Source organism: Maritimibacter sp. HL-12 (assembly GCF_900177545.1).
GTDB lineage: Bacteria > Pseudomonadota > Alphaproteobacteria > Rhodobacterales > Rhodobacteraceae > Sinisalibacter.
This window is the reverse complement of the sequence record NZ_FXBQ01000001.1, coordinates 2083318-2108122: the sequence shown is the minus strand read 5'-3', so window position 1 is coordinate 2108122 and position 24805 is coordinate 2083318. Positions and strand designations below refer to the sequence as shown.

Sequence of the window (24805 nt, the reverse complement as noted above, 5' to 3'; positions counted from 1 at the left end):
CCGATTGGGGCACCGCCCCGGTTCATCCCTTGCTTCCACCCACGGTCATGGCTTGCACCACGTAACGCTGGAAGATCAGGAACAGGAGCACGACCGGAAGCGAGGCGATCACGCCCGAGGCCATGACGCGGCCCAGCCCTTCCGATTGCGCAAAGTTGGATTGGATCGAGGCGAGCCCGAGGGTGATGGTGAAAAACTCGCGTTTCTGGGCCGAGACCAGCGGCCAGAGGTAGTCGTTCCAGGCGTAGAGGAAGGTCAGGATCGCCAGCGTCATCATCGCCGGCCGCGCGAGCGGCAGCATCACGTACCAGAAGATCTGCAACCAGCCCACGCCCTCCAGCCTGGCCGCTTCCTCGATGTCGTCGGGGATCGCCTTGAAGAACTGCATCATCAGGAAAACACCGATCGGCACCGCCATACGCGGCAGGATCAGCGCGTGGTAGGAATTGTGCCATCCGAAGTCGGCAAACATCGTGTAGAGCGGGATGAAAACGGCCTGTTCGGGCACCATAAGCCCGGCGAGCGCGGCCAGGATCAGCGCGCGCTTGAAGGGGAAGTCGAGCCGGGCGAGCGCGTATCCCGCCGTGGTCGACACCAGCAGCACCCCCAGCGTCATGCCCAGCGCGACGATCACCGAGTTGAGAAACCACCACGGCGTCTGGCCGAAAGTGAACAGCGCACCGTAGTTCTCGGCGGTAAAGGGGATCGGCAGGAGCCCGAGCGCCGTTGTCGAGGTGGTGCGCGCCAGCACCTCGTTGGGCTGGAACGAGAGCGACACCATCCAGAGCGTCGGCACCAGCCAGAGGAAGGCCGGAACCGAAAGCGCGACGACAAGCCAGTAGTATCCGCGTGTGTTCATCTGTCGTCCTCCCGCCCGACCACGAACTGCAGCACCGAGAACCCGCTCATGATCACGAACAGGAACACCGCCATCGCCGAGGCCCGGCCCAGTTCGCTGTCGCGAAAGCCGGTCTGGTAGATGTAGCGCACGAGCACCTGCGTGGTGTCGTTCGGGCCGCCTTGCGTCATCAGGTGCGACTGACCGAAAACCTGGAAATGCAGGATGATCTGCAGCACGATCACCAACGTGATGGTCCGCTTGAGGTTGGGCAGCGTGATATGCCGGAAGGCGCGCACGCCGGTGGCGTTGTCGAGCGCGCCGGCCTCGTAGAGATCGGCCGAAATGTCCTGAAGCCCGGCGAGGAACAGGATCATCGCGATGCCGAGCGACCACCAGATCGTGGTGATCACGATCGCCGCCATGGCAAATTGCTGATCGGTGAGCCAGACGATGGGCGTGCCCCCGAACACCTCGGTGATATTGGCGATCAAGCCCTGGCGCGGCGAGAACATGATCTGCCAGATCAGCGTCACCACCGTGACCGACAGCACCTGGCTGAGGAAGAACAACGTGCGCAGCACCGCCATGGCACGGGTTTCGCGGTTGATCGCGGCGGCGATCACCAGTGCGGTGAGCGTCACCCCCGGCACCGTCAGCCCGACGAACACCAGCGTGTTGCCAACCGTGGGCCAGAACCGGCGGTCATACCACCGCCCGCCTTCGCCGGGATGGAAACCGGGGAGGACAAAGAGCAGAACCGAGGCCAGCCCGAGGGCGATGGCCGTGGCCCGGCTCATCCGGTCCGTCCGGCGAAGGAAGGCGGCGAGGCCCGCACCGGCGAGCCCGACAACCTGAAGGGCCGGGCTGGCCCATGCGCTCCATTCGATGTTCTGCCCCCACATCACGCGCTGGTAGTTCTCGAAACCGATGAATTCCTTTGCGTCGGGGTTGAAGGCGACGGCGAGCAGGTTCCAGTCGTGCAGGCTGATCCAGATACCGCGCAGGAACGGGTAGACAAGAAACATCGCGTAAACCGCGAAAAACGGCAGAAGAAGCAGCGCCGCCGCCTGTTTCTGGGTGAGCCGACGCCTGCCGGCTATCCTGTCACGAGCCATGTCTCCTCCCCACGGGCCCTGCCCGCCCTCGCGGAATCGCCATCGCGAATCCGCTTGTGCTAAAATTATTAGCAATATTTATTAGCGGCATGCAACAAGAGTTTTTCACGGCATGAGAGAAAGCACCCCGAAACAGGGACGCGTCACCATGAAAGACGTGGCGCTGCGCGCAGGCGTGTCGCAGTCCACCGTTTCCTTCGTGCTCAACGGGCTCGACGACATGCGCATCGGGGCCGAAACCCGCCGCCGGGTGATCGCCGCGGCGGAAGAGCTCGGCTATCGCCGCCGCGCCGCCGGACGCCCGCCGAAGCATGCGGGCCACGAGGTGATCGGGCTGATGCTCGACGAGGTTGCCACCAGCCCCTTCGCCGCGATCTCGATCGAAGGTGTGCAGGAAGCGGCCTGGAAAAACGACGTTCTGGTAGAGGTGGTGATGACGGGCGGCGACCGTACCTACGAGGCGGCGATCCTGCGCAAATGGGCCACCGACCGGGTGCGCGGGGTGATCTACGGGTCGATCCTGACGCACATGGTTTCACCGCCCGACGCGCTCGCCGGCCACAAGGCCGTGCTGCTCAACTGCCACGAGGAGAAAGCGCGGTTGCCTTCGGTGGTGCCGGCCGAACGGCGCGGCGGCGAAGTTGCCACCCAGGCCCTGATCGCGGCCGGGCACCGGCGTATCGCCTTCATCTCCGGCGAGCCCTGGATGGAAGCCTCCGACCAGCGCATGGAAGGTTACGAACGCGCCCTGCGCGCGGCGGGCATTCCGGTCGACCCGTCGCTGGTGGTCGAGGGCAATTTCCTGCCTTCGGGCGGGCGCAATGCCACCTTGCGGCTCCTCGACGAGGGGGCCCGGCCCGACGCGATCTTCTGCGCCAACGATCTCATGGCCGTGGGCTGCTACGAGGCCCTGAAGGAAAGGGGTGTCGGCGTTGGCACCGAGATCGCGGTGATGGGCTATGACGATCAGGAAATCGCCCAGCACCTCGCCCCGGCGCTCTCGACGGTGCTCCTGCCGCACCGCGAAATGGGCCATTGGGCCGCGAGGATGATCCTTGGCAGCGAGGATCCGGCCGCCGAACAGGTGCGCCTCGAATGCCCCCTGGTGCTGCGCGACTCGCACCGGACGACGACGGTTTCCTGACGTCGCGCCCGGCGCGATCAAGGCCCGAGCCTGCCCGGAGCATGGTGAAATCTCTTGCACAGATGGCCGCCCCCGCGCTTGAATGCGGCACAGGCCCACGAAGGACCGACAGGAAGGACGCCCATGAAACAGCTCACCCTCGCCGCCGTGCTCGCGCTCACCGCGGGCATCGCCCATGCCCAGCAGGATACGATCACGCTCGGCATGGTGCTCGAACCGCCAAACCTCGATCCGACCGGCGGCGCTGCCGCCGCGATCGACGAGGTGGTCTATGCCAACGTCTTCGAGGGCCTCACCCGCTTCGGCCCCGATGGCGCGGTGCAGCCCGCGCTCGCCCATAGCTGGGACGTGAGCGAAGATGGCACCGTCTATACCTTCAACCTCAACGAAGGGGTCACCTTCCACGATGGCACGGCGATGGAGGCCGACGACGTGGTGTTCTCGCTCGACCGCGCCCGGGCGGAAGACTCGACCAATGCCCAGAAGGCGCTGTTTGCCGGGATCGAGAGTGTCGAGGCCGTCGATCCGCTCACCGTGCGTGTGACCCTCGCCGAGCCCAACGGCAATTTTCCGTTCAACATGGCCTGGGGCGACGCCGTGATCGTCGCGCCCGAGAGCATCGAGACCGCCGCCACCGAGCCGGTGGGCACCGGGCCTTTCAGCTTCTCCGAATGGGTGCAGGGCGATCGCGTCACCCTCACCCGTTTCCCCGATTACTGGGGCGAAGCCCCGGCGCTGGCCGAGGCCACGTTCAAGTTCATCTCCGATCCCAACGCCGCCTTCGCCGCGATGATGGCGGGCGATGTCGACGCCTTCCCGAACTTCCCGGCACCCGAGACGCTGGCGCAGTTCCAGGCCGATTCCCGCTTCAAGGTGATCGTCGGCTCGACCGAGGGCGAAACCATTCTCGCGATGAACAACGTCGAGCCACCGCTCGACGATATCCGCCTGCGCAAGGCGATTTCCCACGCGATCAACCGGCAGGACATCATCGACGGCGCGATGTTCGGCTTCGGCACCCCGATCGGCAGCCATTTCGCCCCGCACAACCCCGACTACGTCGACCTCACCGGGCTTTCCGGCCATGACCCGGAGGTGGCCAAGGCGCTCGTTGCCGAAGTCGGCGAGGTGCGGCCCTTGCGGCTGATGTTGCCGCCGCCGACCTACGCCCGGCGCGGCGGCGAGATCATCGCGGCGCAACTGCGCGAGGTGGGGATCGAGACGGAGATCACCAACCTCGAATGGGCGCAATGGCTCGAACAGGTGTTCACCGGCAAGGATTTCGATCTCACCATCGTGAGCCACACCGAGCCCGCCGACATCAACATCTACGCCCGGCCGGATTACTACTTCCAGTACGACAACCCGGAATTCCAGGAGGTGATCGCCGAGCTTGGGGTGACTGCCGACCCGGACCGGCGTTCGGAGCTCAACAAGGCCGCGCAGAAGATGATCGCCGAGGATTACGTGAACGCCTATTTGTTCCAACTTGCCAAGACCGGCGTGGCGGATGCCAGGATCGAGGGGCTGTGGGAGAACGCGCCGACCCAGGCCAACGACCTCACCGCCGTGCGCTGGACCGAGTGATCCGCGTGCATTTGGGGGGGCGCCCGGGAAACCCGGCGCCCCTCATTCTTGCGCGGCAAGGCCGCGACGCCGGAGCTGTCTGAAAGCGACCGCGTTTTGCGTCTTTCCCACCCCTGCCCGCGCGCCTAGTCTGGCGCCATGTTGCGTTACGCCCTCTCCCGCGCAGTGTCGCTCGGCCTGAGCCTTCTGGTCGCCTCGGTGGTGATCTTCGCGGTGATCGAGGTGATCCCGGGTGATCCGGCGGCCTACATGCTGGGCATGAACGCAACCCCCGACGCGGTGGCCGCCCTGCGCGAGCAACTGGGGCTGAACGGCACACTGGTGTCGCGCTACCTGTCATGGGCGGGCGGCATGCTCACCGGCGATTTCGGCGTATCCTATACCTACAAGGTGCCGGTGGCCGATCTGGTTGCGCAGCGGCTCTGGATTTCCCTGCCGCTGGCACTCTACGCACTGGCGCTGTCGACGTTGATCGCCTTCCCGGTCGGGCTTCTGGCGGCGGCACGGCGGGGGGGTGTGACGGATTACGGCATCATGGGCACCACCCAGCTTGGCATCGCGGTGCCGAACTTCTGGTTCGCCATGCTGCTGGTACTGGTTTTCGCGGTGAACCTGCGCTGGTTTTCGGCCGGCGGCTTTCCCGGCTGGCAAGGCGGGCTTCTGCCCGGGCTGAAGGCGCTCACGCTGCCCGCCGTTGCGCTGGCGCTGCCACAGGCCTCGATCCTCGCCCGGGTGATGCGCTCGGCCCTGATCGAAACGCTGGGGCAGGATTACATCCGAACTGCCCGCGCCAAAGGGTTGAGCCGACGGCAAGCGGTTCTGCGCCACGCGCTCAGGAACGCGCTGATCCCGGTGCTCACCATCATCGGGCTGCAGTTTTCCTTTCTGCTGGCGGGGGCCATCATCATCGAGAACGTGTTCTTCCTGCCCGGCCTCGGGCGGCTGGTGTTTCAGGCCATCACCCAGCGCGACCTGATCGTGGTCGAAAGCCTCGTGATGCTGCTGGTCTTCGCGGTGATCGTCGTCACCTTCCTCGTCGATCTCGCTTATGCCGCGGTCGATCCCCGTTTGAGGCGGCGCACATGAGGCCGGGTGCACAACTCTGGATCGGGGCCGGTCTGAGCGCGGTGTTCCTGCTCGCGGCGCTCCTGAGCTTCGCCTGGACCCCGCATGACGTGACCGCGCTCAACATCGCCGACAAGCTGAAACCGATGAGCGCAACCTACCCGCTCGGCACCGACCATTTCGGCCGCGATATCCTGTCGATGCTGATGGTCGGCGCGCGCACCTCGATCGCGGTGGCGCTGGTGGCGGTGGGCATCGGCGTTGGCCTCGGCGTGCCGCTCGGCCTGCTTGCCGCCGCCAACCGCGGCTCGCTGCTCGACGAGGTGGTGATGCGCGGCAACGACCTGATCTTCGCCTTCCCCTCGCTGGTGATCGCGATCCTGATCACCGCGGTGTTCGGGCCCAGCGCGCTGAACGCGATCCTCGCCATTGGCATCTTCAACGTCCCCGTTTTCGCCCGTGTCACCCGTGGCAGCGCGCTCAGCCTCTGGACGCTCGATTACGTCCTTGCCGCGCGGGTGGCGGGCAAGGGACGCCTGCGCATATCGGTCGAACATATCCTGCCCAACATCACCAACCTCCTGATCGTGCAGGGCACGATCCAGTTTTCCCTGGGCATTCTTGCCGAGGCGGCGTTGTCCTACGTCGGCCTTGGTGCGCAGCCGCCCACGCCAAGCTGGGGCCGGATGCTCGCCGAGGCCCAGACGATGATCTACACCAACCCGGCGCTCGCCATCCTGCCGGGGCTTGCCATCGTCGCCATGGTGCTCGGGCTGAACCTGATGGGCGACGGCCTGCGCGACCTGCTCGACCCGCGGGTGCGGAGGGCGCGCGGATGATCCGGCTCGAAAACCTCTCGGTCACGATCCACGGCGCGGAGATCCTGAGCGCGGTCTCGCTCGATATCGCGCCCGGCAAGGTCACCGGGCTGGTGGGCGAGTCGGGCTCGGGCAAGTCGATCACCGCGCTCGCCATGATGGGGCTCCTGCCGCATGGCAGCACCGCCTCCGGCCACGCATGGCTCGACGAGGGCGACGTGCTGGCAAAGCCGGAACGCGAGATGTGCGCCCTGCGCGGCAACCGCGTCGGCATGATCTTCCAGGAACCGATGACCGCGCTCAATCCGCTGAAAACCATCGGTGACCAGGTTGCCGAAACGCTGATGATCCATCGTCGGACCACCAGGCGCGAGGCGATGGAGATCGCCCGCCAGCGCCTTGCCCGCGTCGGGCTCCCGGCCGACCGCTTCCCGCTCAACCGCTATCCACACGAGCTTTCCGGCGGCCAGCGCCAGAGGGTTTGCATCGCCATGGCGGTCGCGCTGAACCCCGAGTTGCTGATCGCCGACGAACCCACGACCGCGCTCGACGTCACCACCCAGGCCCAGATCCTCGATCTCCTGCAAGGGCTGGTGGCGGAGGAAGGCATGAGCCTTCTGCTGATCACCCATGATCTCGCCGTGGTGTCGGGCATGGCCGACCATGTCGCGGTGATGCAGGCCGGGCGGATCGTCGAACAGGGGCCGACGGAAACCCTGTTCCGCACCATGGCGCATCCATACACCCGCAAGCTCTTTGCAGCCTCGTCACACCAACCCGCCCGGATGCCGCAGGCCGAGGATACCGCCCTGCTTTGTGTTGACCGCGCGGTGCGCGACTATGCCACCGCACGCATCGGCCTGTTCGGCAAGCCCGGGCGTTTCAGGGCGGTGAACGGGGTCAGCTTCACCCTGCATCGCGGCGAGAGCCTCGGGCTGGTGGGCGAATCGGGCTGCGGCAAATCCACCCTCACCCGCGCGATCCTCGGACTCGATCCCCTGCAAGGCGGCGCGATCCGTCTTGGCGGGCAGGAGATCCATGCCGGGCCGCATCTCGATGCTTCCATACGCCGTCGCATGCAGGTGGTTTTCCAGGATCCCTACGGCTCGTTCAACCCGCGCTGGCGCGTCGAGCGGCTGGTGGCCGAACCCTTCCACCTCAGCGACGGGCGGCCCGCCGACATGCGCGACCGGGTGGCGCGTGCGCTTGACGATGTCGGCATCGAGCCGGGCGCGATGGATCGCTATATCCACGAGTTTTCCGGCGGCCAGCGCCAGCGTATCGCCATTGCCCGGGCGCTGATCACCAACCCAGAGCTGATCGTGCTTGACGAGGCGGTTTCGGCGCTCGACGTGCGGGTGCGCGCCCAGATCCTCGATCTGCTCGCCCGGCTGCAGGAGGCGCACGGGCTGGCCTATCTTTTCATCAGCCACGATCTTTCGGTGGTGCGCAGCGTGACCGACCGGGTCATGGTGATGAAGAGCGGCGAGATCGTGGAGGAAGGCCCGACCGAGACGGTGTTTGCAGCGCCTTCGCATGACTACACCAAGGCCCTGATCGCGGCCACGCCCACCATTCCCGCCGATTGGCAAGGAGAGCAGCATGCTTGAAACGCTCTGGTTCGACCCGACACAGGTTTTCATCGCAGGCCGCTGGCGTGCGCCCGAGGGCGGCGGCCAACTGACGCTCGAAAACCCCTCGACCGGCGCGGCCATCGGCACCATCGCGCGCGGCACGGCAGCCGATATCGACGCGGCGGTAACCGCCGCCCGGAACGCGCTCGACGGCGACTGGGGGCGGATGACGGCGCTGGAGCGCGGCCGCATCCTCGCCCGCATCGGCCAGTTCGTTCAGGCCCGGGTGGACGATCTCGCGTTGATCGAGGCCACCGACGTGGGCAAGCCGCTGACGCAGGCGAGAAACGACGCCATCGCGCTCGCGCGCTACATGGAATTCTACGCCGGTGCCGCCGACAAGGTGATGGGCGAGACCATCCCTTATCTCGCGGGCTACACCGTCTATACCTTGCGCGAACCCCATGGCGTCACCGGCCATATCATCCCGTGGAACTACCCGATGCAGATCATCGGCCGCTCGGTGGGCGCAGCGCTGGCGATGGGCAACGCCTGCGTGCTGAAACCGGCCGAGGAAGCCTGCCTTACCGCGCTCGCCTTCGCCGCGCTGGCCGAGGAGGCGGGGTTGCCGCCCGGCGTGCTGAACGTGGTGCCGGGGCTCGGCGAGGAAGCGGGGGCCGCGCTCACCGCGCACCCCGGTGTGAACCACATCTCCTTCACCGGCTCGGTGGCCGTGGGCAAGCTGGTGCAGAAGTCCGCCGCCGACAACCTCGTGCCGGTCACGCTGGAACTGGGCGGCAAGAGCCCGCAGATCGTGTTTGACGACGCCGATCTCGACGCGGCGTTACCCTTCCTCGTCGGCGCCTGCATTCAGAACGCCGGGCAAACCTGCTCGGCGGCCTCCCGTGTGCTGATCCAGCGCGGCGTTTACGACACGCTCGTGGCGCGCATGGCCGACAGCTACAACGGCATGATCTCGGCCCCGGCCACGATGGACGCGAACCTCGGCCCGCTGATCTCGGCGGGCCAGAAGAAGATCGTCGAGGGCTACATCGCCCACGGTGCCGATCTGCGCATCGCGGGGCAAGGCAGCGTGATCGACGACGCCCCCGAAGGCGGGCACTACCTGCCTGCCATACTTTTTGCCGACGTTTCGCCGACACATGTTCTGGCCCGGGAAGAGATCTTCGGCCCGGTTCAGGTCGCCATCCCGTTCGACACCGAGGAAGAGGCCGTCGCGATCGCCAACGGCACCGGCTACGGGCTCGTCGCCAGCGTCTGGAGCGAGAACGGCGCGCGCCAGATGCGGCTGGCGAAACAGATCCGCGCGGGCCAGGTGTTCATCAACAATTACGGTGCCGGCGGCGGCGTCGAACTGCCTTTCGGCGGCACTGGCCTCTCTGGCCATGGACGGGAGAAAGGGTTCGAGGCGCTCTACGGCTTTTCCAGCCTCAAGACGGTGGCCGCCAAACACGACTGACCGCTGTCCTGCACCGTCGGCCTCCTCCCGAGGATGCGGTGGCAGCGCGCTCCCGCATCGGCGAAGCAGGCGCAACCTGCTGACATATCAGGACAATATCACCCGACCCTCGCGCGCCCACGAGATCGCGTCGTCGAGCCGGTCGTCGCCCCAGAACAGCTCACCCTCGACCACGAAGGCCGGCACCCCGAACAGCCCGAGGCGCACCGCCTCGGCGGTCTCGGCAGCCAGCGCGGCAATCCCCTCGTCGCTCTCGGCCTGCGCGATCACCCGGTCCGGATCCTGCCCGACGGCGGCGAGACTCTGGGAAAGGTTCGGCTCGCTTCCAGCCGGCTCGCCCTGTTCGAACCAGCTTCGGTAGGTTTCGATGACGTAGGCCTTGCCCCAGCCCTCCCGCATTCCCACCAGGGCCACCTGGTTGGCGAGCGCGAGGTTGTCCAGCGGATAGGGCGCAGGCAGCATCGGGGTGAGCCCGTACGCCTCCGCCCGGCGCGCGATGTCGCGCCACATGTAGGCCGCCTTCGCAGGCTTCTTGGCGAACGGAATGTTGTTCTACGCGACCATCATTTCACGCACGTTGAATGGCCGCCAGTTGAACCGCGCGCCGGTTGCCTCGGCCACCGAATCGAGCCGCATCACGGTGAGATAGGTGTAAGTGCTGCCGATCGAGAACCAGAAATCAATGTGTCGCATGTCGATCCCCCCCGAACCATATTCACGGGTTCGGGGCCGGTCTGTCAAACCGGCGGCCTCTTGCCGGCAGCGCCCCCCGGTGGCACCGTCGCGCGATGACGCCCTTGAGGATATCCAACCAAGACGCCCGCAGGCTCTGGCTCGCCCAGAACCTGATTGGCACATCTCTGCGCGATCCGCTTGAGGTGATACGGGCGCTCGGCTTTCTCCAGATCGACACGATCCGCAACGTCGCGCGCGCGCAGGACCATATCTTGTGGACCCGGGTGCCGACCTACCGCGAAGAAGGCGTCTGGCGCCTGCTTCGCTCCCGCGCGCTCTACGAGCATTTCACCCATGACGCCGCGCTGATCCCGGTCGAGGTGCTGCCTTACTGGACGCGCCGGTTTGAAGTCCTCGGTGCCCGCACCGCAAGGTCAGCCTGGTTCCAGTCCGGGCTGGGCCAGGCCGAGATCCGCGCGATCCACGACCGCATCGCCGCCGAGGGGCCGCTCTCGACCCACGCTTTCGACACGAAGCACGACGGGCCGAAGGAGATGTGGGCCCGCCCGCCGCACAAGAAGGCGCTCGACCAGATGTGGTATGCCGGTGCCCTCGGCACCGCGCACCGCGAGCGCTTCATCAAGTTCTACGATCTTGGCGAACGGGTCTTTCCCGGCGGGATCGACCACGGCAAGGCGGAGGCGGTGCAGATCGACCGGCTCCACGCCCGCGCGATCGACGCGCTCGGGGTGGCCACAGCTTCGGAGATTTACAAGTTCTGGGCCGCCACGACGCCCGCGGAGGTGAAGGCCTGGGTCGGCGCGGCCGACCTTGTCCCGGTCGAGATCGAAACCGTTTCCGGCACATGCTACAAGGCCCTCGCCCACCCCGACATCGAGACCCGCCTCGCCGCCGCCGCCGATCCCGGCCAACGCGTGCGTCTGATCAACCCGTTCGACCCGATGGTGCGCGACCGCGACCGGATCGCGCGATTGTTCGGGTTCTCCTATCGGAACGAGATGTTCGTGCCCAAGGCGGACCGGATTTTCGGCTACTACGTCTACCCGCTGCTCGAAGGGGTGCAATTCATTGGCCGGATCGAGCTGCGGGCCGACCGCGCTGCCGGCACGCTCACCGTCACCGGCTATTGGCCGGAACCGCGGCTGCGCCGGTCGAAGGCGCGGACAGCGCGGATCGAGGCGGAACTCGACCGCTTCCGCCGGTTCGCGGCGCTCGAACGGGTCTGCTGGGCTTGCGCCCGGCCCGAGGGCGGCTGAACTCGGCCGATCCGGCACCCTCCGGTTCCAGATCAAGGCATGCCGGACGCGGGACGGTATGCTGCGCGCGCGGAACGGGAATCCGCAAACAATGGAGTTTTCTATGGAAGACGTTGAACGCCTGTTGAAAAGCACGGTGGAAGAACTCGACAAGCTCCTGAACGCAAAGAACGTGCTGGCGGAGCCGATCGAAAAGGATGGGGCCGTGGTCTACCCGATCGTGAGCTACGGCTTCGGCTTCGGTGCCGGTGGCAACACCGGCGGCAAGTCGGGCACCTCGGGCGGCACCGGCGCCGGTGGTGGCATCAAGCCGCTGGGCGCGATCATCATCGACGCCGAGGGGGCCCGGGTCGAGGGCGTCCACGGTGCCGCGTCGGAGATGATCGGCATGCTGGGCGAGGCGGCCTCGAAAGCCATCGACAAGGCCGCGAATGCCGCGACGCGGTCGGAGGGCAGCAAGTCGTAAACCGATGGGCGCGCTCGGCTGGATCCTGCTGGCGCTTCTGGCGCTTGTCCTGCTGGCGGTTGGACTCCTCGCCGCGACGCCGCTCCACCTGCGCCTCGCCGCCGAGAGCGGCAGGGCGCAGGGTCGGGTGACGCTTGAGGCCCGCACGCTCTGGGGGCGCACGCCGCCGGTTCGCCTTCTCGACACCGATCACCCCGGCGCGAAGGCACGTCGCGAAGCCCGCCGTCCGGCCCGGCGCAGAGACCGGGAGACCAAGGACAAGGGATGGTCGCCCCCGATCTCTTGGGAACAGACCCGACGGATCGCCCAAGGTGTGCCGGTATTGGTCGCCGGCGAGGCCGCGTGCATCCATATCGACCGGCTCGACCTCGACGCGCGGATCGGCACCGGCGACCCGGCCGAAACCGGCCGGTTATTCGGCTATGCCGCGCCGCTGCTCTACGGTGTTGTCCGCGAAACGGTGGCCTTGCGCCTTACCCCGGATTTCGAGCGTGCCACCTTCGAGGGCCGGGCCGATCTCGCCCTGCACCTGACCCCCATCGCCCTGCTCGGCCCGATCATCCGGCTGGCCTGGTCGGTATTCGTGAGGCCGACATGACCTTGCAGCTCGACCCTCCCCGCACCTGCGGCCGCTTCCGGTTGGCCGCGCTTTGCGAGCGACGCCGCGCGGCGCAAGCCTGGCCGGGCGGCGTGGCCGGGCAGTGCAACAAGAGCCCGGCCGCGGTGCTGATCGCCGAGGGCGACCGGTTGCGCGCGGTCGATCTCGCGGGCCGTCCGCTCGACATTGCCACGCTGGAGGCGGCCTGCCCCGGGCTCGTTGCCGCGATGACCGACCCCGAGGCCGCATGACACCGTCCGCGCCCCGAGTTCGGGCTTGAATTCGGCCCCCGATTCGGCAGGGTGACGGCAAGCGGGAGGGTGAGACATGAGACTAGCGAACAAGGCCGCCATCGTTACCGGCGCGGGCTCGGGCTTCGGGGCCGGGATCGCGCGCAAGTTCGCCGCCGAGGGCGCGCGGGTGATGGTCGCCGATATCGACGCCGCCGCGGCGGAAGCGATCGCGCGCGAGATCGGCGGGGTGGCACAGGCGGTCGACGTGGCAAACGCCGCGTCGGTCGAGGCCATGGCCGATGCCGCGCGCGCTGCTTTCGGGCAGGTCGATATCCTCGTCAACAACGCCGGGATCACCCACCTGCCAAAGCCGATGGAAGAGGTGAGCGAGGACGAGTTCGACCGGGTTTTCGCGGTGAACGCCAAATCCGTCTACCTCACCGCGCGGGCCTTCGTGCCCGGAATGAAGGCGGCGGGGACCGGTGCGATCCTCAACGTCGCCTCCACCGCCGGGCTCAGCCCCCGTCCCAATCTCAACTGGTACAATGCCTCGAAAGGCTGGATGATCACGGCAACGAAGACGATGGCGGTGGAACTGGCCCCGCACGGGGTTCGGGTGAACGCGATCGCGCCGGTGGCGGGGGAAACGCCGCTGCTGAGGAGCTTCATGGGCGAGGACACCCCGGAGATCCGCGCGAAGTTTCTCTCCACCATACCGCTCGGCCGGTTCTCGACACCCGAGGACATGGGCAACGCCGCCGCCTTCCTGTGCTCCGATGAGGCCGGCATGATCACCGGGGTGGCGCTGGAGGTCGACGGCGGGCGCTGTATCTGAGGTTTCGCCCCGGGCTGCGCCCGGCGCGACCCGGGCGGGGGGCTCCGCCCCCCGCACCCCCCGAGGTATTTTTTGACCCAAGAAGGACAGATGCGATGAAACCGGGTGCGCGCAACCTGATCACCGATGTGGCCGGGCTGATGGTGGGCAATGCCGCCGACGAGGCGGTGAAAACCGGCGTGACCGTGCTTGCGGGCGAGGTGCCCTTCGTGGCCGCCGTGCACGTGATGGGCGGTGCGCCGGGCACCCGTGAGACCGACCTGCTGGCCCCCGACAAGCTGGTGCAGGAGGTCGATGCGCTGGTGCTCGCGGGGGGCTCGGCCTTTGGACTCGATGCCGCTTCGGGCGTGGCCGACGGGCTGCGCGCGCAGGGGCGCGGATTCGACGTGGGCGGGCAGAAGGTGCCGATCGTGCCCGCTGCGATCATGTTCGATCTGCTGAACGGCGGCGACAAGGAGTGGCGCGAAAACCCCTACAAGCGGCTCGGACACAGCGCACTTGGCGCTTTGGCGGAGGATTTCCCCCTCGGCTCCGTGGGTGCGGGCACCGGGGCGATGCTGGCCGACCTCAAGGGCGGGCTCGGCTCGGCCTCGCTGGTGCTCGATGGCGGGCTCACCGTGGGGGCGCTGGTCGTGGTCAACGCGGTGGGCAGCGCGACCGGACCCGATGGCCGGTTCTGGGCCGCGCCCTGGGAGTTTGGGCGCGAGTTCGGCGGGCTCGGGTCGATCACGGGGTTCGACCCCGGCGCGGAACCGGTCACCAAGCTGACACCGCGCACCGCGACCACCATCGCCATCGTCGCAACCGATGCCGCGCTCACCCAGGCGCAGGCCACGCGCCTTGCCGTGGCCGCGCATGATGGCATGGCGCGCGCGCTGCACCCGAGCCACACACCCTATGACGGCGATCTCGTCTTCGCCGCTTCCACCGGGATGAAACCGCTCGCGCGCCCCGAGGCCGACCCGCTTCGCCTTGGCCACGCCGCGGCGGTCTGCCTTGCGCGCGCCATTGCGCGCGGGGTTCATGCCGCGGCTCCGGCACCGGGCGATCCCCTGCCCACGTGGCGCGCGGCCTTTGGCCCCGATTGACGCTGATCAAGGATGAATGCGAGCATCGGGGATATCGTGAATTCATAAGCCAATGGGAGGCCCCAATGTTTCGAGCTACGTCTTTTGCCCTGTTGATGCTGTCCGTCGCCAACCCGGCCCTTGCCGACGAGGTTACCGATACGCTCTCGTCCGCGTTGCAGGCCTACGAGGATGGCGACATCAAGTATGCCATCGAGGAACTGGATTACGCCAAGCAACTGCTGCAGGCGATGTCGGCGCAGGAACTCACCAGCTTCCTGCCCGAGCCGCCCGAGGGCTGGACCCGGGAGATTGGCGAGAGCGACATGAACGCGGGCCTCGCTTTTCTCGGCGGCGGTTCCGCCGCGGAGGCGAGCTATACCGACGGCACCGAGCGGGTGACCCTCTCGATCATGGCCGATAACCCGATGGTCGCCATGTTCGGTGGCATGATTTCCAACGCCGCGATCATGGGATTGAAGACCCACCGGGTTGGTCGTGAGAAGTTTCTCTACGACGATGGCGAACTCACCGGGCTGATCGACGGGCGCATCATCGTGCAGGCCAGCGGGGCCGAACCCGAGGTGATGATCCCGATCCTCGAAGCGATCGACTTCAACGCCCTGAACGATTTCGGGCGCTGACCCGGTTCACGGGCTGGCGGTGGCGAGAACGGGATGTTCCGCTGCCGTCATCGCGTCTTGCGAAAAACAGAACCGCAGGCCGCCGGGCGCGTCGTTGAAACAGCCCTTGTCGTCGATGTCGACCGTCGCGCCATCGAGCGTTCGCCAGTCGTCGGCGCGCGCCATCTCGGTCAGACGGCCAGAGGTCCAGTTGAAATCGGTCAGGCAGGTGAGGCCGCCCGTGTCGCTGGCAAGGCAGTTCTCGCGCCGGGTGCAGGCCCCGTATTCCACCAGCGTCTCGACGCCGTCTTTGCGCGCGGCAAGCAGGCAGAACCCGCGTTGGCCACCGCCGAACCCGGTGTCGGAGGCGGCGGGCGCGGGAGATGGCTCAGGCGGCGCCGTCGTGCTTGCGACCGAACCCTGCGGATGAATGCACACGAGTTCCCCCTCGGTCTCGGTGAGGTAGCAACGGGCGTCTTCTCGGGCAAGCCGGGTGGCGGCGAGACCGTTCACGCTGACCGCTGCCAACCCATCGGCCCCGGACGGGTCTTCGATCGTGAAACGCGATCCGTTCGCAACATTGGCCTCGAGCGTCGCCACGCCGTTCCGGCTGGTTTCCTCGATCTCGCAGGCCGCGAAAAAATCCCATGAGGGGCGGTCGGGGTGGCGGTATTCGCACATCGCCTCATCGGCCAGGGCAAAACCCGGCACAAGCGCAGCCAGGGCCAAGGATAGCAGCATTCGCATCGGATTCGGTCTCCATTGCTCGGGCGCATTCTGGCCGTCGCGCCCAGCCTGTCAATCGCGCCCGACGAGATCGCCGACAAGCACGCTGGTCGGGTCTTTCAGCGCGTCGATCACGTCGAAATGGTGCCGCCCGGGGGCAATGTGAAGCCGCGCCTCGGGCCATGCCTCGACCAGCCAGTTGGCCTGATCGAGGAACGCCGGGCGCTCCTCCGCACCCACCCAGACGCGGGTGTCGATCCCGCGACGCTCGGTACAGAGCGTGGGGCTCTCCGCCGCGGCCTCGGCGGCATCGAGCCGCAGGTCGGCGTTCATCCTCGTGCGCATCAGCGGGCGCAGGTCGCCCAGCGGCGAGATCGGCACGATCCGGGCGATCCGGGCATCGACCTCTTCGGGCAGAGCGACATCGGAGCAATTCATCCGCGCGACCAGATGCCCGCCCGCCGAATGGCCGGTGAGCACGATCGGTCCCGCCACTTCTGCCGCCGCACGGCTCACCGCCGCGGCGATCTCGCGGGTGATATCGCGGATGCGCGCGGCGGGTGCCCGCGTGTAGGACGGCATCGCCACCGCCCACCCCTGTGCCACCGGACCGGCCGCGAAGGCCGACCAGTCTTCCCGGCCAAATTTCAGCCAGTAGCCGCCATGGACGAAGATCACCAGACCGGCCGCGGCCCCGTCGGGCAGGAAGAGATCGAGCGCGTGGGACTCGCCGGCTCCACAGGACACCCCCAGCCTTGCATGATCCTTGCGCGCCGCGCGCCATTCCTCCGCCTCCCGTGCCCAACGTGGCGGATAGGCCATGGCATTCGGGATGAAATCGGCGTTAGCATATGCGAGATCGTAATCCATCGGGCGCCCTCCACCGGAGCCAGTTTGCGCGCCCCGGACCAACAATGGAGACCAAAATGCCGCGCGACGCAACCGATCTCGGCTCGCTTCTGAAAGACCCGTCCCTCATCGCCACCAAGGCCTACGTGGCCGGCGAATGGATCGACGCCGACGATGGCGCAACCTTCCCCGTCACCAACCCCGCCCGGGGCGATGTTATCTGCGAGGTGGCCGATCTTGGTCGCGATGAAACCGCGCGCGCCATTGCCGCGGCCGAGGCGGCGATGAAGGACTGGCAGGCGCTCACCGCGAAGCAGCGCGCCAACACCCTGCGCGCCTGGTTCAACCTGATGATGGAGAACCAGCAGGATCTCGCGTTGATCCTCACCGCCGAGATGGGCAAGCCGCTCAAGGAGGCGATGGGCGAGATCGCCTATGGTGCCAGCTTCATCGAGTGGTTTGCCGAGGAGGGCAAGCGGATCTACGGCGAGACGATCCCGCCGCACCTGCCCAACATGCGGCTCCAGGTGATCAAGCAGCCGGTGGGCGTGGTCGCCTCGATCACGCCGTGGAACTTCCCGAACGCGATGATCACCCGCAAGGTTGGCCCGGCGCTCGCGGCGGGCTGCGGCGTGGTGGCCAAACCGGCAGGTGAAACCCCGCTGTCGGCGCTGGCGCTGGCGGTTCTGGCCGAGCGCGCCGGGTTGCCCAAGGGGCTGTTCAACGTGGTCACCTCGTCGCGTTCCTCCGACATCGGCAAGGAGTTCTCCGAGAACCATGCCGTGCGCAAGATCACCTTCACCGGCTCCACTTTCGTGGGCCGCATCCTGCTGCGGCAGGCCGCCGACCAGGTCAAGAAATGCTCGATGGAACTGGGTGGCAACGCGCCCTTCATCGTGTTCGACGATGCCGACCTCGATGCCGCCGTGCAGGGCGCGATCGCCTCGAAGTTCCGCAACAACGGGCAAACCTGCGTCTGCGCCAACCGGATCTACGTGCAGGAAGGGGTTTATGACGCCTTCGCAGAAAAGCTCGCCAAGGCGGTGGGCGAAATGCAGGTGGGCGACGGCTTCGACGAGGGCACCGAGCTTGGGCCGCTGGTGAGCGAGGACGCCGTGAAGAAGGTGGAGGAACATATCGCCGATGCCCGCGCCAAGGGCGCCAACGTGATCCTGGGCGGTCAGCCGCACGAAAAGGGCGGGCTGTTCTTCCAGCCCACCATTGTCACAGGTGCCACCTCGGAGATGGAATTCGCACAGGACGAAACCTTCGGACCCCTCGCGCCGCTGTTCAGCTTCACCGACGAAGACGACGTGATCGCGAAGGCCAACGACACGATCTTCGGGCTGGCGAGCTATTTCTATGCCCGCGATCTCAGCCGCGTCTACAAGGTCGCCGAGGCGCTGGAATACGGCATCGTCGGGGTCAATACCGGGATCATCTCCACCGAGGTGGCCCCGTTCGGCGGGGTCAAGCAATCGGGCCTTGGCCGCGAAGGCTCGCGCCACGGGATCGAGGATTTCCTCGAGATGAAATACATCTGCATGGCGATCTGAAACCAAGCCCCGAACCCGAATGCGGGTTCGGGGCAATCCGTTACCGGGCCTAAGCGCCGCGCACCGTGTCGATCATCAACTGCACGTTTTCCGGGTCGGCATCCGGGGTGATGCCGTGGCCGAGATTGAAGATGTGCGGACCGTTCCGGAACGCCTCGACAACCTCGCGGGTGGCCGTCACCAGTGCCTCGCCGCCGGTGACCATGTGTTTGGGATCAAGGTTGCCCTGCACGCAACCGTCCACCTGAACATGCTCGGCGGCCCAGCTTGGCGAAACCGAATTGTCGATCGCCACGCAATCGGCGCCGGTGGCGCGCGCAAAGCCGATGTAGCCCTCGCCCGCCTCGCGCGGGAAGGCGATGACCGGCAAGCCCGGGTGGCGTGCCTTGAGTTCGGCGATGATCCGTTTCGCCGGCTCCAGCGCGTAGGCGTTGAAATCCTCGCCCTTGAGCGAGCCGGCCCAACTGTCGAACAGCTTCACCACCTCGGCGCCCGCCTCCACCTGCATCGAAAGGTAGTCGATCGTGGCCTCGGTGATCCGCTCCAACAGCGCCTCGAACAGCGCACGGTTTTCGGCCTTGAGCGCATGGGCCGGGCCTTGGTCCGGGGTGCCGCGCCCGGCGATCATGTAGGTCGCCACCGTCCATGGCGCACCGGCAAAGCCGATCAGGGCTGTCTCGGCGGGCAGCTCACGCGAGAGAATGCGCACGGTTTCATAGACCGGAGCGAGCGTGTCATGGATCGCGGCCGCCGGTTTCAGCGCGTCGAACTCCGCCTGGCGGGTGATCGTCGAGAGCCTTGGCCCCTCGCCGGTGACGAACCAGAGATCCGCGCCCAGCGCCTGCGGCACGAGCAGGATATCGGCAAACAGGATCGCCGCGTCGAAGCCGTAACGGCGGATCGGTTGCAGGGTGACTTCCGCCGCGAGCTCGGGGTTGTAGCACAGCGAAAGGAAATCGCCCGCCTCTGCCCGGGTCGCGCGATACTCCGGCAAGTAGCGCCCGGCCTGGCGCATCATCCAGATCGGCGGAACGGGCAGGGTTTCGCCGGCCAGGGCGCGCATCAGAAGCTTGGTCATGCGGGATCCTTTCGCTTGTTGCGGCTGGTTCCCAACTGCGCGGCGTCTTGTCAAGCACGCGGGGCGTGGACAGGCCGATTTGCCGCGTTTAAACGGTTTGCATGACACTGATGCTCCCCTCCCCCGCCCAACCGCTCAGGATCGGCACCCGTGGCTCGCCGCTGGCGCTGGCGCAGGCGCACGAGACCCGCGCCCGCCTGATGTCTGCTTTCGGTCTGCCCGAGGCTGCCTTGGAGATCGTGGTGATCAAGACCACCGGCGACGATGCCTCGCTGATCGCCGCTGATCGGCCCTTGAAGGAAATCGGCAACAAGGGCCTGTTCACCAAGGAGATCGAGGAGCAGCTCCTGTCGGGCGGGATCGACATCGCGGTGCATTCGATGAAGGACATGCCGACGGAGCAGCCCGCTGGCCTCCTGCTCGATTGCTACCTGCCGCGCGAAGACACCGCCGATGCTTTCGTTTCGCTCGCGCATGCGGGTATCGCCGATCTCCCCGAGGGCGCGGTTGTCGGCACCTCGTCGCTCAGGCGCAAGGCGCAGCTTCTCAACCGGCGGCCCGATCTGAAGGTGGTGGAATTTCGCGGCAACGTGCAGACCCGGCTGAAGAAGCTGGGCGACGGCGTGGCCGAGGCCACCTTCCTTGCCATCGCCGGGCTCAACCGGCTGGGGATGACGGAGGTGCCGCGCCGGGCGATCACGCCGGAGGAAATGTTGCCCGCGGTGGCGCAGGGCGCCATCGGCATCGAGCGACGCAGCGACGACAACCGCACCGCAGAAATGCTCGCCGCGCTTCACCACGCCGAGACCGGGCAACGCCTCGCCGCCGAACGCGCTTTTCTGGCGGCGCTCGACGGCTCTTGCGAGACCCCGATTGCCGGGCTGGCCACGCTCGACGGTGGGCGGCTGCGCCTGCGCGGCGAGATCCTGCGCAGCGATGGTTCGGAGGCGCTGGCCGACGATGTCACCGGCGCTGTCGAAGACGGGCCCGAGATCGGCCGCGCCATGGCCGCGCGCCTGCTGGCACGGGCAGGCGACGGGTTTTTCGACTGGAAAAAAGCCTGATTACAGCGCTTTGCGGGCCTTCAGCGCGGCGGTGATCGTGCCGTCGTCCAGGTAATCCAGCTCGCCCCCGATGGGCACGCCTTGGGCCAGAGAGGTGACGACGCAACGCCCCTCAAGCTCCTCGGCGATGTAATGCGCCGTGGTCTGGCCGTCGATCGTGGCATTGAGCGCGAGGATCACTTCCGTAATGCCCTCGTCGCCCACGCGCTGCACCAGTTTGGGGATTCGCAAATCCTCCGGCCCCACCGCGTCGAGCGCCGAAAGGGTTCCACCGAGCACGTGGTAGCGGCCCTTGAACACGCCCGCGCGCTCCATCGCCCAGAGATCGGCCACATCCTCCACCACGCAAAGCTCGCCGGTGGCGCGCTTTTCGGACGTGCAGATTTCGCAAACCTCGGACGTGGTGACGTTCCCGCAAACCACGCATTCGCGCGCGGTGACAGCGACCTGGTGCATCGCGTCGGCCAGCGGCGCGAGCAGGAGGCCGCGCTTGCGGATGAGGTAGAGCACCGCGCGGCGGGCCGATCGGGGGCCAAGCCCCGGCAGCCTCGCCATCAGGTCGATCAGGTTTTCGATCTCGCGCGGCGCGTTGGTCATGGTCTATTCCCAGGCAAGGGGAAACACCTCTCGGTGCGTCCACCAGAACTTCTTCGGATCGGTCTCGCGGGCGATTTCCGCAGTGGCATTCCGTCGAAGCGGAATGCTCGCGATGAAGTGGTTCAGTGTTGCGAACAAGGCCCCCCAGAGACCCCAGGCAGCAAACGTCGCCAAACCCGCGGACAGCCAGACCATAACTCCGGATGACTGGAGCGCGACCCACACCAGCCCGCCGACGAGGGCGGCGGACACCGCAAGCTGCGTCAGGCAGACCCGGCGCGATGTCACGATCACGGCCTCGACCGTCGCCTCGCTGAGCGGCAAGGCCGCCGCTTCATCGCGGCCGTAGCTGAGGATGCCCGCCATCAGCCGAAGGGGTTGCCCATCCCCGGCGGAAGCCCGAGCCCCTCGGTGACCTTGGCCATTTCCTGTTCCATCCGCTCGGCAGCCTTGGCCTGCGCGTCCTTGATCGCGGCAAGGATGAGGTCTTCGACCACTTCCTTCTCGTTCGGATCGAAGATCGACGGGTCGATCTCAAGCCCGGTCAACTCGCCCTTCGCCGTGGCAGTCGCCTTGACCAGGCCGGCACCGGCCTCGCCCTCGACGGTGATGCGCGCCAGCGCCTCCTGCGTTTCGGCCATCTTCGATTGCATCTCCTGCGCGGCCTTCATCATCTTGGCCATGTCGCCGAGATTTCCCAAACCTTTCAGCATGTCGTGGTCCTTGTCTGTTGCATTTCGCAGATACGCACCGTGGCGCGGTTGCACAAGCGCCCGGAACGCGGCATCGGTTCAGCCATCCTCGAACGGATCCCAGTCTTCGCCCGCCTCCTCCGCCTCGGGCAAGGCCTCGGCCTCGGCTTCGGCGGCAAGCTCCTGCGGGGTGCGAATCTCGGTGATCCGCGCTTTCGGGAAGGCGGCGATCACCGCCTGCACCAGCGGGTGCGCCCGGGCTTCCTCCTCAAGGGTGAGCCGCGCCGCATCCCGGGTTTGCGCGATCGTCGGCGTCGTGGCACCGGAAACCAGCGTCACGCCCCAGCGCACGCCGGTCCAGCCCTGAAGCCGTTGGGCCAGACGCTGGGCCAGATCGTCGGGCGCGTCGTCGGTCGGGGTGAACTCGATGCGGCCCGGCTCGTAGCGGGCCAGCCGAAGCGTGGTTTCGACCTCGATGAGCAGTTGCACGTCGCGGTTGGCACGGATCAGGGCCACCACGTCGTCGAATCGGGCATATCGGGAAAGCGCGGTTTCCTCTGCCCGTGCAAGCGCCGTTGCCCCACCGCCATTGCCTCCGGACTGCGGCACCAGGCCGCCCCGGGCCTCCGGCCGGCCACCGCCATTCGCAGGCGCGGGCGATCCAGCCGGGGGCGAGGGCGGCGGTTGCGTTTCGGTGAGCTGTTTCACCAGATCGACCGGCGCAGGCAGATCGGCCACGTGGGTGAGCCGGATCACCGCCATCTCTGCCGCCATCATCGCGTTCGGGGCCTGGCCCACCTCTTCTATCGCCTTGAGCAGCATCTGCCACATCCGGCTCAGCACCCGGATCGGCAGCACCGCCGCCATCGCCTGCCCGCGCGCCCGCTCATCGGGGCCAACGGTGGGGTCTTCCACCGCTTCGGGGGTGATCTTGATCACGCTGATCCAGTGCGTCACCTCGGCCAGATCGCGCAGAACCGCCATCGGATCGGCGCCATCGGCATATTGCCGGGCCAGTTCCGAAAGCGCGCCGGCCGCATCGCCCTTCACGACCATGTCGAACAGATCGAGCACCCGGCCACGGTCGGCCAGCCCGAGCATGGCGCGGACCTGGTCGGCGGTGGTTTCGCCCGCGCCGTGGGAGATCGCCTGGTCGAGCAGCGAGGTGGCATCGCGCGCCGAGCCTTCCGCCGCCCGTGTGATCAGGGCCAGTGCATCTGCGGCGATCTCGGCACCCTCGGCGGTTGCGATCCGGCGCAGAAGGGCAATCATTTCCTCCGGCTCGATCCGGCGCAGGTCGAAGCGCTGGCACCGGCTCAGCACCGTCACCGGCACCTGCCGGATCTCGGTGGTGGCGAAGATGAACTTCACGTGTTCGGGCGGTTCTTCCAGCGTTTTCAAAAGCGCGTTGAAGGCGCTTTTCGACAGCATGTGCACTTCGTCGATGATGTAGATCTTGTAGCGCGCGCTGGCGGCGCGGTAGTGCACGCTCTCGATGATCTCGCGGATATCGCCCACCCCGGTGCGGCTGGCGGCGTCCATCTCCATCACGTCGACGTGCCGACCCTCGGCAATCGCCACGCAATGCTCGCACTGGCCGCAGGGCGAAACCGTGGGCCCGCCGCTGCCGTCGGGACCGATGCAGTTCATCCCCTTGGCGATGATCCGGGCGGTGGTGGTCTTCCCGATGCCGCGAATCCCGGTCATGATGAAGGCCTGCGCGATCCGGTCGGCCTCGAAGGCGTTCTTGAGCGTGCGTACCATCGCCTCCTGCCCGACGAGGTCGGCGAAGGTTTCGGGGCGATACTTGCGCGCAAGCACCTGGTAGGCTTTTTCGCCGCTGTCGGACATGGTGCTCCCCGCAGGTTGGTTGCGGCCAAATCTAGAGGCTGGGGCATCCGGCGTCCACCACCGCAGGACAGGATGAGCGGATTTCAAGTTTCGCCGCGTACTGGCACCGCGGGAAACCGCGCGCCAGCACGTTTCCGGGCTGTTCGGCAATGCGCGAACGAAACTGTCGCGCAAACGGCTCGGGCGATCGGCGCGCGAGGCCGACGTGGTCTTGCTTGAAAGCAGGCGCTCAGCGTGTGCGCAACTTGCGCAAGATCGCCTGCCAGCCGCCGGGGCTCACCAAGAAGGCAAGCCCGAAGCCGCCGACGAAGCCCGCGAGATCGGCCACCCAATCGAGCCGTGCGCCATAGAACAGCCCGAAGATCAGTTGAATGCCCATGAGGAACCCGATCAGGGTGAACGCCTGAAGCCCGGTTGCGCGCCCCGCGAGACCGGCCCAGAGGATGAAGGTGAAAGCCCCGATCAGGCCATAGGCACCGGGGTAGCCGCCGAACAGCATCACCCGGGTTTCCCAGGCCAGGCCATAGGCCAGCGCGCCGAGGATGGATGCCCCGAAGAAGATCACCAGCACCGCCCAGTCGGCCAGCACTTCGCCGACGAGCTTGCCCATGGCAAGCAGGAAGACGAGCACGAAAAGCGCATGTGTGAAGGTGCCATGGATGAACGGAAACGTGAGGAACCGCAGCATGTAATCCCAGCGCACCAGCCGGTTATCGACCATCCACGACCACAACGGCTCGTAGAAGCCGAACCGTTCGATCGCCTGAAGCCGCCAGCCGGTTGCCGACGGGCCGCCCACCAGCCCGGCCCCTCCGGCGGTGAGCGCCAACTCGACTCCGAAGATCACCAGGGCGAGCACGATCACGCTTACCGGCAGCGGGTTCAGCGGCGGGGCGTTGTGATCCTGTTCGTCGGGGGTGGGGAAAATCAGTTTCATGGGCGCTTCCTTGACGCTGGGCCAAGGCATGGGTAAGCGAGCCGGGCAGATAAATCC

27 protein-coding genes are annotated in these 24805 nt (G+C 66.9%); 15 read left to right on the top strand and 12 right to left on the bottom strand.

Features of this window, described 5'->3' with window-relative positions; genetic code table 11:
• Positions 1-22 precede the first annotated feature (22 nt).
• Both B9Y97_RS10610 and B9Y97_RS10605 read right to left on the bottom strand, forming a co-directional pair.
• The gene (locus B9Y97_RS10610) at positions 23-859 is read right to left on the bottom strand and encodes a carbohydrate ABC transporter permease (RefSeq protein WP_085526708.1); all 837 of its coding nucleotides are present in this window, start codon (positions 857-859) and stop codon (positions 23-25) included.
• Positions 856-1956: a carbohydrate ABC transporter permease gene (locus B9Y97_RS10605; protein WP_085526707.1), complete on the bottom strand. Its 1101-nt coding sequence runs from the start codon at positions 1954-1956 to the stop codon at positions 856-858. The genes B9Y97_RS10610 and B9Y97_RS10605 overlap by 4 nt, the downstream gene beginning before the upstream one ends.
• A gap of 112 nt (positions 1957-2068) precedes the next feature.
• Between B9Y97_RS10605 and B9Y97_RS10600 the strand changes: the two genes are divergently transcribed.
• The 6 genes from B9Y97_RS10600 (at position 2069) to B9Y97_RS10575 (ending at position 9624) form a co-directional block, all read left to right on the top strand.
• A complete protein-coding gene (locus tag B9Y97_RS10600) occupies positions 2069-3100 on the top strand; it encodes a LacI family DNA-binding transcriptional regulator (RefSeq protein ID WP_085526706.1) in 1032 nt (343 codons plus the stop codon).
• Positions 3101-3223: 123 nt separating this feature from the next.
• Positions 3224-4687, top strand: coding sequence for an ABC transporter substrate-binding protein (locus B9Y97_RS10595; RefSeq protein WP_085526705.1), 1464 nt, complete (start codon positions 3224-3226; stop codon positions 4685-4687).
• Positions 4688-4825: 138 nt separating this feature from the next.
• Positions 4826-5773, top strand: a complete 948-nt coding sequence (locus tag B9Y97_RS10590; RefSeq protein ID WP_085526704.1) for an ABC transporter permease — start codon at positions 4826-4828, stop codon at positions 5771-5773.
• Positions 5770-6591: an ABC transporter permease gene (locus tag B9Y97_RS10585; RefSeq protein WP_085526703.1), complete on the top strand. Its 822-nt coding sequence runs from the start codon at positions 5770-5772 to the stop codon at positions 6589-6591. The genes B9Y97_RS10590 and B9Y97_RS10585 overlap by 4 nt, the downstream gene beginning before the upstream one ends.
• Positions 6588-8180: an ABC transporter ATP-binding protein gene (locus B9Y97_RS10580; protein ID WP_085526702.1), complete on the top strand. Its 1593-nt coding sequence runs from the start codon at positions 6588-6590 to the stop codon at positions 8178-8180. Before B9Y97_RS10585 ends, B9Y97_RS10580 begins: the two co-directional genes overlap by 4 nt.
• On the top strand, positions 8173-9624 hold the full coding sequence (locus B9Y97_RS10575; protein WP_085526701.1) for an aldehyde dehydrogenase family protein: 1452 nt from the start codon (positions 8173-8175) through the stop codon (positions 9622-9624). The genes B9Y97_RS10580 and B9Y97_RS10575 overlap by 8 nt, the downstream gene beginning before the upstream one ends.
• Before the next feature lie 87 nt (positions 9625-9711).
• On the opposite strand, the gene B9Y97_RS10570 is transcribed toward B9Y97_RS10575, so the two are convergent.
• Positions 9712-10170, bottom strand: coding sequence for a DsbA family protein (locus B9Y97_RS10570; RefSeq protein WP_369596659.1), 459 nt, complete (start codon positions 10168-10170; stop codon positions 9712-9714).
• Between the two features lie 6 nt (positions 10171-10176).
• Positions 10177-10317: a hypothetical protein gene (locus B9Y97_RS18435; protein ID WP_369596651.1), complete on the bottom strand. Its 141-nt coding sequence runs from the start codon at positions 10315-10317 to the stop codon at positions 10177-10179.
• Positions 10318-10412: 95 nt separating this feature from the next.
• Between B9Y97_RS18435 and B9Y97_RS10565 the strand changes: the two genes are divergently transcribed.
• From B9Y97_RS10565 to B9Y97_RS10535, 7 genes are all read left to right on the top strand, one after another.
• Entirely contained in the window at positions 10413-11576 is a 1164-nt protein-coding gene (locus B9Y97_RS10565) for a winged helix-turn-helix domain-containing protein (protein WP_085526700.1), read from the top strand.
• A gap of 103 nt (positions 11577-11679) precedes the next feature.
• Positions 11680-12042, top strand: a complete 363-nt coding sequence (locus tag B9Y97_RS10560) for a spore germination protein GerW family protein (RefSeq protein WP_176224346.1) — start codon at positions 11680-11682, stop codon at positions 12040-12042.
• A 4-nt stretch (positions 12043-12046) separates the two neighbouring features.
• Entirely contained in the window at positions 12047-12640 is a 594-nt protein-coding gene (locus B9Y97_RS10555) for a DUF2953 domain-containing protein (protein WP_176224345.1), read from the top strand.
• The gene (locus B9Y97_RS10550; RefSeq protein WP_085526697.1) at positions 12637-12891 is read left to right on the top strand and encodes a hypothetical protein; all 255 of its coding nucleotides are present in this window, start codon (positions 12637-12639) and stop codon (positions 12889-12891) included. Before B9Y97_RS10555 ends, B9Y97_RS10550 begins: the two co-directional genes overlap by 4 nt.
• 76 nt (positions 12892-12967) lie before the next feature.
• A complete protein-coding gene (locus tag B9Y97_RS10545; RefSeq protein WP_085526696.1) occupies positions 12968-13708 on the top strand; it encodes a glucose 1-dehydrogenase in 741 nt (246 codons plus the stop codon).
• A gap of 95 nt (positions 13709-13803) precedes the next feature.
• Positions 13804-14796: a P1 family peptidase gene (locus B9Y97_RS10540; protein ID WP_085526695.1), complete on the top strand. Its 993-nt coding sequence runs from the start codon at positions 13804-13806 to the stop codon at positions 14794-14796.
• A 65-nt stretch (positions 14797-14861) separates the two neighbouring features.
• Positions 14862-15419 carry a hypothetical protein gene (locus tag B9Y97_RS10535; RefSeq protein WP_085526694.1) on the top strand — a complete coding sequence of 186 codons (558 nt, stop codon included), beginning with the start codon at positions 14862-14864 and terminating at the stop codon, positions 15417-15419.
• Positions 15420-15425: 6 nt separating this feature from the next.
• Here B9Y97_RS10535 and B9Y97_RS10530 read toward each other — a convergent pair whose 3' ends face one another.
• A complete protein-coding gene (locus B9Y97_RS10530; protein WP_085526693.1) occupies positions 15426-16139 on the bottom strand; it encodes a hypothetical protein in 714 nt (237 codons plus the stop codon).
• Positions 16140-16196: 57 nt separating this feature from the next.
• Positions 16197-16994, bottom strand: a complete 798-nt coding sequence (locus B9Y97_RS10525) for an alpha/beta hydrolase (protein WP_085526692.1) — start codon at positions 16992-16994, stop codon at positions 16197-16199.
• Between the two features lie 56 nt (positions 16995-17050).
• Here B9Y97_RS10525 and B9Y97_RS10520 point away from each other — a divergent pair, with 56 nt between their 5' ends.
• Positions 17051-18529 carry an NAD-dependent succinate-semialdehyde dehydrogenase gene (locus B9Y97_RS10520; RefSeq protein ID WP_085528212.1) on the top strand — a complete coding sequence of 493 codons (1479 nt, stop codon included), beginning with the start codon at positions 17051-17053 and terminating at the stop codon, positions 18527-18529.
• A gap of 49 nt (positions 18530-18578) precedes the next feature.
• Here B9Y97_RS10520 and hemE read toward each other — a convergent pair whose 3' ends face one another.
• Positions 18579-19607 carry a uroporphyrinogen decarboxylase gene (gene hemE, locus B9Y97_RS10515; RefSeq protein ID WP_085526691.1) on the bottom strand — a complete coding sequence of 343 codons (1029 nt, stop codon included), beginning with the start codon at positions 19605-19607 and terminating at the stop codon, positions 18579-18581.
• Positions 19608-19708: 101 nt separating this feature from the next.
• Between hemE and hemC the strand changes: the two genes are divergently transcribed.
• Positions 19709-20671 carry a hydroxymethylbilane synthase gene (gene hemC / locus B9Y97_RS10510; RefSeq protein WP_085526690.1) on the top strand — a complete coding sequence of 321 codons (963 nt, stop codon included), beginning with the start codon at positions 19709-19711 and terminating at the stop codon, positions 20669-20671.
• Here the strand turns inward: hemC and recR are convergent, their stop codons facing one another.
• From recR to B9Y97_RS10485, 5 genes are all read right to left on the bottom strand, one after another.
• Complete coding sequence (gene recR, locus B9Y97_RS10505; protein ID WP_085526689.1) at positions 20672-21268, bottom strand: recombination mediator RecR; 597 nt, start codon at positions 21266-21268, stop codon at positions 20672-20674.
• A 3-nt stretch (positions 21269-21271) separates the two neighbouring features.
• Positions 21272-21634, bottom strand: coding sequence for a hypothetical protein (locus B9Y97_RS10500; protein WP_085526688.1), 363 nt, complete (start codon positions 21632-21634; stop codon positions 21272-21274).
• Complete coding sequence (locus tag B9Y97_RS10495) at positions 21634-21981, bottom strand: YbaB/EbfC family nucleoid-associated protein (RefSeq protein WP_085526687.1); 348 nt, start codon at positions 21979-21981, stop codon at positions 21634-21636. The genes B9Y97_RS10500 and B9Y97_RS10495 overlap by 1 nt, the downstream gene beginning before the upstream one ends.
• 78 nt (positions 21982-22059) lie before the next feature.
• Positions 22060-23898 (bottom strand): DNA polymerase III subunit gamma/tau, encoded by a 1839-nt coding sequence (locus B9Y97_RS10490; RefSeq protein WP_254900896.1) that lies wholly within the window; start codon positions 23896-23898, stop codon positions 22060-22062.
• Positions 23899-24040: 142 nt separating this feature from the next.
• A complete protein-coding gene (locus tag B9Y97_RS10485; protein WP_085528211.1) occupies positions 24041-24748 on the bottom strand; it encodes a rhomboid family intramembrane serine protease in 708 nt (235 codons plus the stop codon).
• Positions 24749-24805: the final 57 nt, after the last annotated feature.